Origin of the sequence: Terrabacter sp. Ter38 (assembly GCF_024519435.1) — a bacterium.
Taxonomy (GTDB): Bacteria; Actinomycetota; Actinomycetes; order Actinomycetales; family Dermatophilaceae; genus Terrabacter.
In genome coordinates, this window is the sequence record NZ_JALJRZ010000001.1 from 602,296 (window position 1) to 616,099 (window position 13,804).

The window sequence follows — 13,804 nt, forward strand, 5'->3', positions numbered from 1 at the left end:
CGTACGTCCTGACCCGGGTTGTGGAGAAATCGTGGCGACCCGACAGAATGGCGCGCATGGCGCACTGGGTGGAGACGATCCCGGCCTTCGCCGTCCTCTCGGTGGTGCTCTTCCTGCCCGGCTGGCTCGTCGTGCGCGCCCTGGGCGCGCGAGGCCTGGAGGCGCTGGCCGTCTCCCCGGCGGTCTCCGTCGGCATCATCGCCGTCTGCGCGACCCTCGCGCAGCGCCTCGGCGTGCGCTGGGGGCTGCTGCCGCTCGTCGTCGTCACGGCGCTCGCCGTGGCCGTCGCCTGGCTCGGGATGCGGCTCTTCGGCCGCCACGACCCGGAGCTCGGCGCAACCCGTCGCCTCCTCGGTCGGCCCCGGCCCGATGCGGTCGTCGCCATCGCCATCGGCGCCGTCCTCGCGCTCGCCACGATCCTCCCGGCGATCGGGCGACCCGACGAGCTCGTCGACTCCCCCGACGCCGTCTACCACCTCGGGCGCATCAAGACCTTCCTCGAGACCGGCAACTTCTCGATCGCCAACCCGACCTTCTACCCCAACGGCTTCCACTCGTGGATCGCGACGAGCCTCCTGCCCGGCGTCGCCGACGTGCTGCCCGGCACCAACGTCGCGACGATCGTGCTCGCGGCGCTCGTGTGGCCGGTCGGCTGCGTGGCCCTCGCGCGTCACGCGCTCGGCACCTCCCGCCTCGTGACGTATGCCGCCGGGTTCGCATCCGCGGCCTTCATCGCCTTCCCGACGATCCTCCTCGGCTGGGGCGTCCTGTGGCCCAACCTCATGGCGACCGCGCTGACCCCCGGCGCGCTCGCGCTCATGCTCCAGGCCGCGCGGTCCGGACGCATCGGGCAGTGGCTCGCCTTCGCCGCCGCCATGCCCGGCCTCGCCATGATCCAGCCCAACGCGCTCGTGGCCCTCGTGCTCTTCGCGCTCGTCTGGTTCGTCACCGCGAGGGTGCGGGCGGGGCTGCTGCACCACGTCTCGTGGTGGGTGGTCGCTCGCGACCTCGCCATCGTCGCCGTCGTCGGAGTGGCTGGGCTCGTGGCCGCCCCCGTCGTGTCGGCCCAGCTCGCCTCGACCCAGTCCTACGAGTGGAAGGACCGCGTGTCGTTCTGGACCGCCCTCGTCGAGGTCGTCGGCGGCCGACTGCAGATCCCCGACGTGCTCTGGGGCCTCGTCGTGCTCATCACCCTCGGGATCGGCTGGATCGCGCTGCGCGCCAGGGCCGCGCTGCCGGTCGTGGCCATGTGGGGCGCCGTCGTCGTCCTCTACGTCATGGCGGCGTCGTCGACGATGTCGTGGACCTCCCTCATCACGGGCTACTGGTACAACGACAAGGTCCGGCTCGCCTCGCTCGCCGCCGTCCCCGGCGTCGTCCTCGTCGCCGCGGCCGCCCCGGCCCTGCGCGAGCTGCTGCGCAAGGTGCCCGGACTCGGGTCGCGGCCCGCCGTCGTCGGGCTCGTCGCGGTGCTCGTCATCCCGGTCCTCACGCTCGGGCTCAACGGGGCCACCCGTGAGCGGATGCTCACCGGCTTCTTCCAGCCCGACGAGCCGCAGAAGGTCATCCTGTCGTTCGAGGCGCAGGACTCGTTGCGCCGGCTCAACGCCCTCATCCCGCCCGGCCAAGGTGTCGTCGGCCGCCCCGAGAACGGCTCACCGCTCATGTGGCCGCTGTTCGGCACCAACACGCTCTACCGCTCCATCCCCATCCCCACGACCGGCGACGAGATCGTCATCGGCACCGGCTTCGACGACATGGCGAACCGGCCGGACGTCTGCGCGGCGATGGCGCGCCACGACGTCCGCTGGGCCATCGACTCCACGCACGTCTACTGGCTCGACCGCCCGGAGCGCTCGTCCGGGCTCGAGAACCTCGCCGAGGTCGACGGCGTCGAGCCCGTGCGGACCGACGGGGACTACACCCTCTACCGCGTCACCGGGTGCGGGCTGGGTGCCGCGGCGGCCTCCTGAGCCGGCCGGACGGCATACGCCCTCGGGTCTGCCGTGCCGACGGTGAGACGGGGCGTAACGCTGTCGGCCTGCGCGCGATGGTGGGGGTGGAGATCCCACCAGGACCCCCTGACCGGGTGGGATCTCGACCCACGTCCGCGGCAAGGACCCCTCCACAGCCGCTGCGGACGCCAGAGCCCCCGCCGGTGCCCGGCGGGGGCTCTACCCGTGGCCGGCTCCGCTCGTGGTTACGCTCGGGCCATGAGCTCGCCGCTGATCTCGCGCATGCAGCCCTTCGGGCCGACGATCTTCGCCGAGATGTCGGCGCTCGCGAACCGGACCGGTGCCATCAACCTGGGGCAGGGCTTCCCCGACACGGACGGCCCTCGCGAGATGCTCGAGGCGGCGAAGGCCGCGATCGACGGTGGCCGCAACCAGTACCCGCCGGGCCCCGGGGTCCCGGAGCTGCTCGCGGCGGTCTCTGCGCACCAGGAGCGCTTCTACGGGATCCGTCTCGACCCGTCGACGCAGGTGCTCGTCACCGCAGGCGCCACCGAGGCCATCGCGTCGGTCGTCCTCGCGCTCTGCGAACCGGGCGACGAGGTCGTCACGTTCGAGCCCTACTACGACTCGTACGCCGCCACGATCGCCCTCGCGGGAGCGACCCGGCGCACGTCGGTGCTCCGCTTCCCCGACTTCGCGGTCGACGAGGTGTCCCTGCGGGCGGCGTTCTCGTCGCGGACCCGTCTCGTGCTGCTCAACACGCCGCACAACCCGACGGGGAAGGTCTTCACTCGGGCCGAGCTCGAGCTCGTGGCGTCGCTCGCGCGCGAGCACGACGCGTGGGTCGTCACCGACGAGGTCTACGAGCACCTCGTCTTCGACGACGCTGAGCACGTGCCGATGGCGACGCTGCCCGGCATGGCCGACCGCACCATCACGATCAGCTCGGGCGGCAAGACGTTCTCGGCCACGGGCTGGAAGGTCGGGTGGCTCTCTGGTCCTGCCGAGGCGGTGGCGGCGGCGCGCACCGTCAAGCAGTTCCTCACGTACGTCGCGTCCGGACCGTTCCAGCCGGCCGTCGCCCTCGCCCTCGGGCTCGGCGACGAGGTGTATGCCGGCCTGCGGGAGTCGCTCCAGGCCAAGCGAGACCTGCTGTGCTCGGCGCTCGAGGCGTCCGGTCTGCAGGTGGCCCGCCCGTCGGGCACGTACTTCGTCATCGCGGACGCCGCTCCGCTCGGTGCCGTTGACGGGCTGGAGTTCGCCCGCCGCCTGCCGGACCTGGCCGGGGTGGTCGGGGTGCCGGTGTCCGTCTTCCACGACGACCAGGAGGCGGCGCGCACGTTGGTGCGCTTCGCCTTCTGCAAGAAGGACGAGGTGCTGCTCGAGGCCAGTCGACGCCTCGCCGCCGCGGGCACCCGGACCACGTCGCCGGCGCCCACCACCCCCTGACCATCGAGCGAGTGCGCCAGCCGCTCGAGTGAGCACCCCGTCGGACTCGAGTGGCCGCTCCGCCCCCACCGGCCACGCAGCCGGCCGCTGTCCACATGTCCTCGGGAGACACGACCGTCGTCCACAGGTGCTCTGACGGACCGGATGTCCCTGCTGAACCCGGACGACCATGAGGCCATGTCGATCGGTTCCGCCCTGCTCACCGCCGTCCTCGCAACGGCGTCCGTGACGAGCATGAGCTCGGTGCCAGCCACGTCGGGGACGCCGGTCTCCGCTGGGGGGCCACTCCCCTCCCCGACGACCTCGGCTCGCTGGGCATGGCCGCTCGACCCGCCCCCGGAGGTGGTGCGGCGGTTCGACCGTCCCGACCAGCCGTGGCTGCCCGGCCACCGCGGTGTCGACCTCGCCGCCACGCTGGGCCAGTCCGTCACGGCCCCGACAGCGGGTCGGATCTCCTGGACCGGCGTCATCGCGGGACGCGCGGTCGTCGTCGTCGGGCACGACGGAGGACTGAGGAGCACCTTCGAGCCGGCCGCCGCGGCCGCACCGGCGGGCACGGCGGTGGCTCGCGGGGACCGGGTCGGCGTCGTGACGTCGACTCCGGGACACTGCGCGCCCCGCACCTGCCTGCACTGGGGCGTGCTGAGTGGTGAGACCTACCTCGACCCGCTGTCGTTCGTGGGTCGGGCGCCGGTCGTCCTGCTGCCGCTCCCCTAGCGGCGCGGACCCACGACTCAGGCCCGCGGGTGGGCCTGCGCGTAGCTGCGCCGCAGCCGGTCGACGGAGACGTGCGTGTAGATCTGCGTCGTCGCGAGGCTCGCGTGACCGAGGATCTCCTGCACCATGCGGAGGTCCGCGCCGCCTTCGAGCAGGTGCGTGGCAGCGCTGTGACGCAGACCGTGCGGACCGAGGTCCGGCGCGTCGGGCAGGTGCGAGAGCAGCTCGTGCACGACGGACCGGACCTGCCGGGCATCGACCCGCCGACCCCGCCTCCCGAGGAACAGCGCAGATCCAGAGTGCTCGCCGACCAGCCGCGACCGGACAGCGAGCCACGCCTCGATGGCGCGGCCGGCCGGGGCGCCGAACGGCACGACGCGCTCCTTGGCACCCTTGCCCATGACGCGCACGACGCCTTGCGCCAGGTCGAGCTCGTCGATGTCGAGCCCGGCGAGCTCACCCACTCGGATGCCGCTCGCGTACAACAGCTCGAGCATGGCGCGGTCGCGCACGTGGATCGGGTCCTCGTCGTCGGCTCGGGTGGCGGCGAGGTCGAGCATCTCGCTGGCCTCGTCCTGACGAAGGACGCCCGGAAGCGTGGCATGCCGCTTCGGTGCGACGAGGCGCAGAGACGGATCCGTGGGGATGCGTCCGGTGTGCTCGGCCCACCGGAGGAAGGTGCGCGCAGAGGCGGCGCGGCGCGCGATCGTGGCGCGGGCGGCACCTGCGTCGGCCTGGACCCCCAGCCACGCCCGGAGGTCACCGATGCGCAGGTCGCCGATCTCGTCGATCCCGCGGGCAGCGGCGAAGGTCAGCAGGTGCCGGACGTCGCCGAGGTAGGCCCGCCGGGTGTGGACCGAGCGGCCCCGCTCGGCGCCGAGGTGACGGGAGTACGCGTGGAGCAGCTCCGAGTGCCGCCCGAGCACGTCTGGTACCGCCTTGACCACATCCGTCACTCCCGCACCATCGCAAAGCGCGGGGGGTTAGGCAAGTACTGCTCCGACATCAGCCATGACGCCGAGTCGACGGAGACGGGTCGCTCACTCGAGTGGCGGCGTGGGCTCAGGGCCTGGCTGTGCGGGGCTGGGGGCGTTTGCGCCAGGTGCCGGCGGACTCGGTCACGAGGCCCAGCCGCTCGAGGCGTCCGAGCGCCGCCCGAACCATGAGCGGCGCGAGGGCGACCTGGCGGACGATGGCGTCGAGGGTCAGGCCGGAACGGAAGGGCACGACCTCGAGGACCGACGCATCGAGCGGTGGCAGGTCGTCCTCCGGCCGGACCGGCCCGCGGGCCGGCTCGCACGCGTCGTCGCCGAGGTCACCCACGAGGTCGATGACCTCGTCGGCACTCGTGACGAGGACCGCCCGGCCGTCGCGGATCTCCTGGTGACAGCCGGCCGACGTCATCGACGTGGTCGGACCGGGCACGGCGCCGACGTGGCGGCCGGCCTCGATCGCGTGCTTGACGGTGTTGCGCGAGCCGGAGCGGAGGTCGGCCTCGACGACGATCGTGCCGCGCGTCATCCCGGCGATGAGCCGGTTGCGGGCAAGAAACCGTGACTTCATCGGCGCCGACCCGGGGGCCACCTCCGACACGACGAGTCCGTCGCGGGCGATCCGTGAGATGAGGGTGGCGTGCGCCGAGGGATAGGGCCGCTCCACCCCTCCGGCGAGGACGGCGACCGTGGCGCCGTCGACGGCCAGGGCACCGCGGTGGGCACTTCCGTCGATGCCGAACGCAGCGCCGGACACGACGGCCCATCCTCTCCGTGCGACGCCGGCCGCGAGGTCGGCGGCGACCTGCTCTCCGTAGCCGGTGGCGGTCCGTGAGCCGACGATCGCGACGGACCGCTCCACCGTCTCGGCGAGATCGAGCGGTCCGCGGACCCAGAGGCAGTAGGGCGGTACGCGGATCTGCTCGAGCCCTTGCGGCCACTCGTCGTCGCCGGGCACGACGACCCGCGCGCCGACCTTCGCCGCGATGTCGAGGTCACGCTCGGTGTCGAGGGTGGCGAGCCGCGCCTGGAACCGGGTCAAGCTGCCCCGCCCGGCGCGGATGCGCTCGAACGTCTCGACCGCCCCGAGCTCCTCGATGAGACCCGGCACCTCCTTGTCGCACGGCTCTGCGAGACGCGACAGCGCCGCGCGGGCGAACCGGTCAGCGTCCACGGCACACCGCCTGCACGGAGCCCGGACGACGGCCGTGAGCCGACCCGCGGTCCCGGCCACGCGCGTTCACGCGGCCACCCCGGCCCGGTGGCGCAGCGACAGTGCGAGGTCGACCTCCTCACGCCCGGGGCGTTGGAGCCCCATGACGTCGGCGATGGTCCAGGCGCAGCGCAGGGTGCGGTCGTAGCCGCGCAGGCTGAGCGACCCGCTCTCGAGGGCGCGGTCGAGCGTGGTCGTCGCCGAGGTGGGGAGGCGCCACGGCCGACCGCGCAGGACCGAGCCCGGGACGTCGGCGTTGACCCCGCGACGGCGCTCGAGCACCTCGCGCCAGCGCTCGCCCTGGGCCTCGCGCGCCCCGGCCACCCGCGCGGCCACCGATGTCGTGGACTCGCCTGCAGGTGCCCCCGCCATCGACAGGCCCGGCGGCTGGACGTGGACCTGCAGGTCGACCCGGTCGAGGAGCGGACCGCTCAGCTTCCCGAAGTAGGAGCGGCGCATGAGCGGCGTGCACGTGCAGTCGAGACCCTTGCCCCACCCGTTGCCGCACGGGCACGGGTTCGCGGCGAGGACGAGCTGGAAGCGTGACGGGAACGTCACCGTCTCCTGGGCGCGGGCGATGGAGACGGACCCGCGCTCGAGCGGCGTGCGCAGCGACTGCAGCACCCCCTTGTCGAACTCGGGGGTCTCGTCGAGGAACAGGACACCTCGGTGAGCCTGGGTGATGGCGCCGGGCCGGATGTGTCCGCTGCCGCCACCGATGACGGCTGCCTGTGACGCGCCGTGGTGCGGCGCGACGAACGGTGGTCTCGAGATGAGGCGCGCGTCCTCACCGGCGCCGAGCGCACCCAGGACGGAGTGGATCGCCGTGACCTCCATCGACTCGGCCTCGTCGAGGGCCGGCAGCAGACCCGGCAGCCGCTCCGCGAGCATCGTCTTGCCGGCGCCGGGTGGACCGGCGAGCAGCAGGTGGTGCCCGCCGGCCGCCGCGATCTCGAGGGCGAGCTTGGCGTCGGCCTGGCCCACGACCTCGCTGAGGTCCCGCACCGGCTCGGGAGCCGGCGGCACGACGAGCGGCACCGGGACCTCGTCGACCGCCCGGCCCTTGCCCAGCGCCTCGTAGCGCCGAACCAGCTCGGTCACGTCGGCCACGGGATGGACGCGGACGCCCGAGACGAGACGCGCCTCGCCGGCGTTGGCGACGGGGACGACGACGTGACGCACCCCCGTCATCGCGGCCGCCCGGACCAGGGGCAGTACGCCGGGGACGGGTCGCACCGTCCCGTCGAGGCCCACCTCGCCGATGTGCACGAGGTCGCGCACGACCGTGGGTGGCACCAGCCGCATCGCGGCGGCGACCGCGACGAAGATGGCCAGGTCGAAGCCGGTGCCGATCTTGCGCTCACCAGCGGGCGAGAGGTTGACGGTGACGCGACGCTGGCTGACCGGCATGTCGTCGATGAGGGCGGCGGCAGCCTTGATCCGGTCGGACGACTGCTTGACCGCCGAGTCCCCTAGCCCGCTGATCGCGAAGCCGGGCAGGCCGGGCGTCACGTGCGCCTCGACATCGACGACGAACCCGTGCACCCCACGCAGCCCGACCGACCGCGTGCGACCGAGGCCGGTGCCCATCAGCACACCCCGCGCAGGTGCTGGAGACTGGCCCGTCCCGAGCGCGGACGCAGGATCGAGATGACGTCGATGCGCAGCGCGAGCCCGCGCGCGAGCTCGTCGTGCTCGTCGCGCCAGAGCCCCGCCAGTCGCCGCAGCCGGCGCTGCTTGCGCCACGTCACGGCCTCGAACGGCGCGCCGAAGGCCTCGCTCGTGCGGGTCTTGACCTCACAGACGACGAGCTCGCGGCCGTCGACGGCGACGACGTCGATCTCGCCGCGCACGCAGCGCCAGTTGCGGTCGATGATCGTCAGGCCCTGAGCGATCAGGTGGCGGCAGGCGAGCCGTTCGCCGTAGTCGCCGAGGGCGCGGGTGGAGAGGTCCATGACGACCACCCTCCCGGCTCCGACCCGGCGAGGACACCGGTCAGCGTGAGGCTGTGGACGGCATACGCGATCAGCGAGGGGGTGTGGACGACGCCCGACGGCTCAGCTGAAGTCGCCGTTCTCCGGGAGCTTGATGTCGGGCTTGGGCAGCTCCTCGACGTTGACGTCCTTGAACGTCACGACCCGCACGTTCTTGACGAACCGCGCGGGACGGTAGATGTCCCAGACCCAGGCGTCGGCCATGGTGACGTCGAAGAAGACCTCACCACCGTCGCTGCGCACCTTCACGTCGACCGAGTTGGCGAGGTAGAAGCGGCGCTCGGTCTCGACGACGTGGGTGAAGAGGCCGACGACGTCGCGGTACTCCTTGTAGAGCTGGAGCTCCATCTCGGTCTCGTACTTCTCGAGATCTTCCGAACTCACCTGATTGCCGTCCCTGTCTGCTCTGCCGTGATGGGCGCCGGAGCGAACGACTCCGTCCCCTCATTCAACACCTCGACCGGCTCGCCCACGTACACGCCGGGCAGGCGCCACGAGCGGCGGTGCAGCTCGCACGGGCCCAGACGCGCCAGCGCGTCCATGTGCTCGGGCGCGGAGTAGCCCTTGTTGAGCGACCAGCCGTATGCCGGGTGGTCGGCCGAGAGTGCCACCATCATGTCGTCGCGCTCGACCTTGGCCAGCACGCTCGCGGCCGCGACCGACGAACACTTCAGGTCGGCCTTGATCATCGTCGTCACCGGCGGCGTGGTCGGCGAGGAGTCCTCGGCGAAGGCGAAGAGCCCCACCTCGGTCGGGGCCGTCAGCCAGTCGTGGTTGCCGTCGAGGATGACGAGGTCCGGCACGACCCCCAGGCCCGCCAGCGCCCGCGTCCCGGCGAGGCGCAACGCCCCCATGATGCCGATCTCGTCGATCTCGTCAGGGCTCGCGTGCCCGACGGCGTGGGCCACGGCCCAGCGCTGGATGCGCGGCACGAGGACCGTGCGAGCGCGCTCGGTCAGGAGCTTGGAGTCCTTGACGCCGATCGGCGCCGAGCGCACGGTCTCGTCGATGACGACGATGCCGACGCTGACCGGCCCGGCGAGCGCACCGCGGCCCACCTCGTCCATGCCGGCGAGGAGTCGGTGACCGGATCGCTGCAGGGCGCGCTCGACGCGCAGCGATGGCTTCTTGGAGGGGGCGGGGCGTGCCATGGTGCTGCTCGAGCGGCTCAGCCCGCCGCGGCCTTCGTCGTCGTGGCGCTCGGCTTGCCGCTCTGGCTGGGGTTGACCGTGGCCTTCGTCGTCGGGGTCGTCGACGGCGTCGTCGGCGTCGGGACCTGCGAGAAGGTGCGCTCGGGAACGCCGAGCCACGTCACGTGGTCGATCGGCCAGACGACGAAGAGGGCGCGACCCACGATCTTGTCCATCGGCACCGAGCCCGTCGCCCCGGTGCCGTCGTCGTGCCAGCGGCTGTCCGAGGAGTCGCTGCGGTGGTCTCCCATGACCCAGACGCGCCCCGCGGGCACCGTGATGTCGAACTTCTTGCCCTCGCTCGGGTAGTCGCCGGGCTTGACGTAGGGCTCGGTGATCTCGACGCCGTTGACCTTGAGCTTGCCGGTGTCGCCGTCGGCCTGGACGTGGTCGCCCGGCAGGCCGATGACGCGCTTGATGAGGTGGTTCTCGGAGTCCTCGGGCAGCAGGCCGACGAAGACGAGGGCGTCGTGGAAGGGGCCACCGACGGTGCTGTGCTGCTCCTCGAGGTCGCCGAGCCACGGGGTGGGCACGCCGGGGTCCTCGAAGACGACGACGTCGCCGCGCTTGAGGTCGAGCGGTCCGGGCGTCAGCTTGCTGACGATGACGCGGTCGTCCTTGACGAGGGTGTTCTCCATCGACCCGGACGGGATGTAGAAGGCCTGGAAGAGCCAGGTCTTGACGACGAAGGACAGCGCCATCGCGAGCACGACGACGATGACGAGCTCCTTGACGCCGGCGAAGAGCGTGGCGCCGAAACCGCGGGGCTCGTCGTCGTAGTCGTCGTCGAGGTCGTCGTCGAGGTCACCGTCGGTGTCGTCAGCACCGCGCCCGCGCGTCGGGTCTTCGGGGCGTCCGGTGTACTGCGACATCACTCACCATTTCGTGGGACGGAGGCAATTTGTCCTTGGTCGACCGATCCGAGCCGACCGAGCGGCCAGTATCGCACCCAAACCTTGCCGATGATGTCGTCACCCGGCACCATGCCGCCGCCCGGATCGCCGAGGTGCGCACGGGAGTCGGAGGACGAGCCGCGGTTGTCGCCCATGACCCAGAAGCGGTCGGCGGGCACCCTCACGTCGAAGGCCAGGGCGCTCGGTGTCTGGCCCGGTGCGACGTAGGGCTCGCTGACGGCGACGCCGTTGACCTCGAGCCGTCCGTCAGTCGCACAGCACCGGACGCGGTCGCCCGGCAGACCGATGATCCGCTTGACGTAGTCGGTGGGCTGGCCCTTGCCGGCGAGGCTCTGGACGGCCTCGACGAGGGTCTGCACCATGCCGCGCTCGGGCACCCGCAGGTGGAACGCCTGGGAGGCGTCGAAGACGATGATGTCGCCGCGCTGGAGGTCGGCCGGCGTCGTGGTGCGGCTGACGAGGATCCGGTCGCCGATGAGGAGCGTGTCCTGCATCGACTCGCTCGGGATGCCGAAGGGCGTCACGAGGAAGGCCCGGACGACGACGATCGCGAGCAGGAGCAGCGCGGGGCCGAGCAGCCACCGGTGACGTCGCGCGGCGGCATGCGCCGCGGGGGTGTGCCGGCCATCGCCGGCCCCCGACGGCGACGGCGACGTCGCGACGTCGTCCGCACACGACGAAGGCGCGGCGGACCCCGCCTGCTGGGACGTTCCGGATCGTTCCGGAACGGCCCGCTCGGGGTCCACCGCGCCTCGCGTTACTGGACGGACGTCTGCGTCAGCAGGTCGTCAGCTCTTCGCGCCGGTCTTGGACGGGATGCTGTCGCGCTTCTCGCGGATCTTGGCAGCCTTGCCGCGCAGACCGCGCAGGTAGTAGAGCTTCGCGCGACGGACGTCACCGCGCGTCATGACCTCGATCTTGTCGATGACGGGGGTGTGCACCGGGAAGGTGCGCTCGACGCCGACACCGAAGGAGATCTTGCGGACCGTGAACGTCTCGCCGATGCCGCCACCGTGGCGACGGATGACGATGCCCTGGAACACCTGGACACGCGAGCGCGTGCCCTCGATGACCTTGACGTGGACCTTGAGGGTGTCGCCGGCGCGGAAGTCGGGAACGTCCGAGCGCAGCGATGCCGCGTTGATGTCGTCAAACGTGTGCATGATGCTTCGCTTTCCTGGGTGCCACAGGCCACCTCGTCACAAAGGTGTGGGTCGCGTCCGTCGGGCCGCGTCGAGTCACCGGTGGATCTGGGTCGAACTGGTGGTGACCCGACTCCCCCTGTGGCAGGGGCCGTCGTGTGCCGGACGCAAGGAGCAAGTCTGCCAGAGCACACGGCATACCAGAAATCGGCAGCGGTGGCGCCGACCCTCGGTGCCCTAGCGTGGGCCCGTGGACGTCTCCCCGGGCTGGCCCGTGTACCTCTGTCTCGCCGTCCTGCTCGTCGTGACGCTGCTCGCCAACCGGCTGAGCGGCGTGGGTCTGGGACGCCAGTCGGCGATCGCCGGCGCCCGGGCGGTCGTCCAGCTCTCCCTCGTGGCGCTCGTCATCACCGCCGTCGTCGGGTCGCTGTGGCTGTCGTTCCTCGCCGTGGGTGCCATGTTCGCCATGGCGGTGGCGACGACGTCCAAGCGGGTCGGTGCGCCACGCACGTGGCCGTGGGCTGCGGCGGCCATGGCCTGTGGCGTCGTGCCCGTCGTCGCCATCGTGCTCGCCACGGGCGCGGTCCCGCTGACGGGGATCGCCGTGATCCCGGTCGCCGGCATCGTCATCGGCAACACGATGACGGTGCACACGCTCGTCGGGCGGCGGACTTTCGCGGCGCTGCGCGAGGAGCACGGGCAGTACGAGGCGTCGCTGTCGCTGGGACTCACCTCGAGCCAGGCCATCGACGAGATCATCGCCCGACGGGTGCCCGAGGGCATCGTGCCGAGCCTGGACCAGGTGCGCACCTCGGGCATCGTCACGCTGCCCGGTGCCTTCATCGGCGTCATGCTCGGTGGCGGGAGTGCGGTGCAGGCGGCCACGGCACAGGTGCTCGTCCTCTTCGCCATCATGGCGACGCAGTCGATCACGGCCGGGGTGCAGGCGGCGCTGATCCGCCGTCGCCTCCTGCTCCCCACCGACCTCGGCGTGGCGCTGGTCTCCTGAGGCGCCCCCGGCCCGTCAGTGGCGGCGGCGCTTGACGAGGGTGACCGCGCCCGGGATCGGCGCGGCCGCGTCGACGAGGCGGTAGCCGGCCTTCTTGTACATCCGCAGGTTGTCGGTGCTGCGCGCGCCCGTGTGCAGCGTGAACGTGCGTATGCCGTCCGGCGCCGTCGACTCGGCGTGCTCGAGGAGGCGTCGGCCGAGTCCACGACCCTGGAGGTCGGGGACGACGCAGAGGCGCCCGACGAACCAGTCGTCGTCGGACGCCCCCGCGCTCGTGCGGACGGCTCCGACGAGGCGGCCGCCGCTCCGTGCGACCCACGTCTGCGTCGTCCCGAGGCTCGCCCGGACGTCGTCGAGGCTCTCGTGCAGGGCCGGGACGTCGAGCGTGTCGTTGGCGACGGCCTCCTGGACCCAGCACGCACGCATGAGCACGGCGAGCTCGGGCACGTCCCCCGGCGTCGCGGCGCTGATGACGACGTCACCGCCGTCGGGGGCGACGTGCGAGGCGTGGAGCAGGTCGGGCCGCCGCGCCGCCGTGCGTGCCAGGCGCTGCTCGTGCCGCCAGGCGGCGATGACGCCGTGGTTGCCCGAGAGGAGGACCGGCGGGACGTCGCGGCCGTTCCACGAGGCGGGCTTGGTGTAGATGGGGTACTCGAGCAGCCCGTCCTGGTGCGACTCCTCGACGAGCGACTCGGCGTTGCCGATGACGCCGGGCACGAGTCGGCCGACGGCCTCGACCATGGCGAGGACCGCCACCTCGCCGCCGTTGAGGACGTAGTCGCCGAGGCTCACGACCGATACCTCCAGCCCGAGGTCCTCTCGGGCGTGGTCGTAGACGCGCTCGTCGATGCCCTCGTAGCGTCCGCAGGCGAAGGCGAGCCACGGCTCGTCGGCGAGCTCGCGCGCGAGCGCCTGGGTGAACGGCTGCCCACCGGGCCCCGGGACGATCAGCCGGGGCTTCGCCTGCGACGGGTTGTCCTGGGCGAGAACATGGTCGAGCGCCTCGGACCAGGGCTGGGCCTTCATGACCATGCCGGCTCCCCCGCCGTACGGGGTGTCGTCGACGGTGCGGTGCCGGTCGTGCGTGAAGTCCCGCAGGTCGTGGACGCGGACGTCGAGGAGGCCGTCCTCGCGCGCCTTGCCGATGAGCGACAGGTCGAGCGCGGCGAGGTAGTCGGGGAAGATCGAGATGACGTCGACGCGCATGGCCGGATGCGTGTCGCGACGCG

At 72.2% G+C, this 13,804-nt stretch carries 14 protein-coding genes; 4 read left to right on the plus strand and 10 right to left on the minus strand.

What is annotated here, in order from left to right; genetic code table 11:
• Positions 1 to 56: 56 nt before the first annotated feature.
• The 3 genes from NR112_RS02775 to NR112_RS02785 all read left to right on the plus strand — a co-directional run bounded on the left by NR112_RS02775 (position 57) and on the right by NR112_RS02785 (position 4,121).
• A complete protein-coding gene (locus tag NR112_RS02775) occupies positions 57 to 1,973 on the plus strand; it encodes a DUF6541 family protein (protein WP_256792453.1) in 1,917 nt (638 codons plus the stop codon).
• 240 nt (positions 1,974 to 2,213) lie between these two features.
• The gene (locus NR112_RS02780) at positions 2,214 to 3,404 is read left to right on the plus strand and encodes a pyridoxal phosphate-dependent aminotransferase (protein WP_256792454.1); all 1,191 of its coding nucleotides are present in this window, start codon (positions 2,214 to 2,216) and stop codon (positions 3,402 to 3,404) included.
• Positions 3,405 to 3,581: 177 nt separating this feature from the next.
• Positions 3,582 to 4,121, plus strand: coding sequence for a peptidoglycan DD-metalloendopeptidase family protein (locus NR112_RS02785; RefSeq protein WP_256792455.1), 540 nt, complete (start codon positions 3,582 to 3,584; stop codon positions 4,119 to 4,121).
• A 17-nt stretch (positions 4,122 to 4,138) separates the two neighbouring features.
• On the opposite strand, the gene NR112_RS02790 is transcribed toward NR112_RS02785, so the two are convergent.
• The 9 genes from NR112_RS02790 to rplS form a co-directional block, all read right to left on the minus strand.
• Positions 4,139 to 5,068, minus strand: a complete 930-nt coding sequence (locus NR112_RS02790; protein ID WP_256792843.1) for a tyrosine recombinase XerC — start codon at positions 5,066 to 5,068, stop codon at positions 4,139 to 4,141.
• Between the two features lie 115 nt (positions 5,069 to 5,183).
• Positions 5,184 to 6,287: a DNA-processing protein DprA gene (gene dprA / locus NR112_RS02795; protein ID WP_256792456.1), complete on the minus strand. Its 1,104-nt coding sequence runs from the start codon at positions 6,285 to 6,287 to the stop codon at positions 5,184 to 5,186.
• Positions 6,288 to 6,353: 66 nt separating this feature from the next.
• Positions 6,354 to 7,916, minus strand: coding sequence for a YifB family Mg chelatase-like AAA ATPase (locus tag NR112_RS02800; RefSeq protein ID WP_256792457.1), 1,563 nt, complete (start codon positions 7,914 to 7,916; stop codon positions 6,354 to 6,356).
• Entirely contained in the window at positions 7,916 to 8,281 is a 366-nt protein-coding gene (locus NR112_RS02805) for a YraN family protein (protein WP_256792458.1), read from the minus strand. The genes NR112_RS02800 and NR112_RS02805 overlap by 1 nt, the downstream gene beginning before the upstream one ends.
• Positions 8,282 to 8,383: 102 nt before the next feature.
• Positions 8,384 to 8,704, minus strand: coding sequence for a DUF2469 domain-containing protein (locus NR112_RS02810; protein ID WP_028785386.1), 321 nt, complete (start codon positions 8,702 to 8,704; stop codon positions 8,384 to 8,386).
• Entirely contained in the window at positions 8,701 to 9,471 is a 771-nt protein-coding gene (locus NR112_RS02815) for a ribonuclease HII (RefSeq protein WP_256792459.1), read from the minus strand. The genes NR112_RS02810 and NR112_RS02815 overlap by 4 nt, the downstream gene beginning before the upstream one ends.
• A 17-nt stretch (positions 9,472 to 9,488) precedes the next feature.
• Positions 9,489 to 10,382: a signal peptidase I gene (gene lepB / locus NR112_RS02820; protein ID WP_256792460.1), complete on the minus strand. Its 894-nt coding sequence runs from the start codon at positions 10,380 to 10,382 to the stop codon at positions 9,489 to 9,491.
• Positions 10,382 to 11,170 carry a signal peptidase I gene (gene lepB / locus NR112_RS02825; RefSeq protein ID WP_256792461.1) on the minus strand — a complete coding sequence of 263 codons (789 nt, stop codon included), beginning with the start codon at positions 11,168 to 11,170 and terminating at the stop codon, positions 10,382 to 10,384. Before lepB (NR112_RS02825) ends, lepB (NR112_RS02820) begins: the two co-directional genes overlap by 1 nt.
• A gap of 42 nt (positions 11,171 to 11,212) precedes the next feature.
• The gene (gene rplS / locus NR112_RS02830; RefSeq protein WP_256792462.1) at positions 11,213 to 11,587 is read right to left on the minus strand and encodes a 50S ribosomal protein L19; all 375 of its coding nucleotides are present in this window, start codon (positions 11,585 to 11,587) and stop codon (positions 11,213 to 11,215) included.
• Between the two features lie 229 nt (positions 11,588 to 11,816).
• Here rplS and NR112_RS02835 point away from each other — a divergent pair, with 229 nt between their 5' ends.
• Complete coding sequence (locus tag NR112_RS02835) at positions 11,817 to 12,575, plus strand: ABC transporter permease (RefSeq protein WP_256792463.1); 759 nt, start codon at positions 11,817 to 11,819, stop codon at positions 12,573 to 12,575.
• Positions 12,576 to 12,590: 15 nt separating this feature from the next.
• On the opposite strand, the gene trmD is transcribed toward NR112_RS02835, so the two are convergent.
• A complete protein-coding gene (trmD, locus tag NR112_RS02840) occupies positions 12,591 to 13,781 on the minus strand; it encodes a tRNA (guanosine(37)-N1)-methyltransferase TrmD (protein ID WP_256792464.1) in 1,191 nt (396 codons plus the stop codon).
• Positions 13,782 to 13,804: the final 23 nt, after the last annotated feature.

Excerpts from the sequence above, each read along its gene's own strand:
- NR112_RS02775 (WP_256792453.1), top strand. The coding sequence starts at position 57 with ATGGCGCACTGGGTGGAGACGATCCCGGCCTTCGCCGTCCTCTCGGTG.
- NR112_RS02780 (WP_256792454.1), top strand. The coding sequence starts at position 2,214 with ATGAGCTCGCCGCTGATCTCGCGCATGCAGCCCTTCGGGCCGACGATC.
- NR112_RS02785 (WP_256792455.1), top strand. The coding sequence starts at position 3,582 with ATGTCGATCGGTTCCGCCCTGCTCACCGCCGTCCTCGCAACGGCGTCC.
- NR112_RS02800 (WP_256792457.1), bottom strand. The coding sequence starts at position 7,916 with ATGGGCACCGGCCTCGGTCGCACGCGGTCGGTCGGGCTGCGTGGGGTG.
- NR112_RS02805 (WP_256792458.1), bottom strand. The coding sequence starts at position 8,281 with ATGGACCTCTCCACCCGCGCCCTCGGCGACTACGGCGAACGGCTCGCC.
- NR112_RS02815 (WP_256792459.1), bottom strand. The coding sequence starts at position 9,471 with ATGGCACGCCCCGCCCCCTCCAAGAAGCCATCGCTGCGCGTCGAGCGC.
- lepB (WP_256792460.1), bottom strand. The coding sequence starts at position 10,382 with ATGTCGCAGTACACCGGACGCCCCGAAGACCCGACGCGCGGGCGCGGT.
- rplS (WP_256792462.1), bottom strand. The coding sequence starts at position 11,587 with ATGCACACGTTTGACGACATCAACGCGGCATCGCTGCGCTCGGACGTT.
- trmD (WP_256792464.1), bottom strand. The coding sequence starts at position 13,781 with ATGCGCGTCGACGTCATCTCGATCTTCCCCGACTACCTCGCCGCGCTC.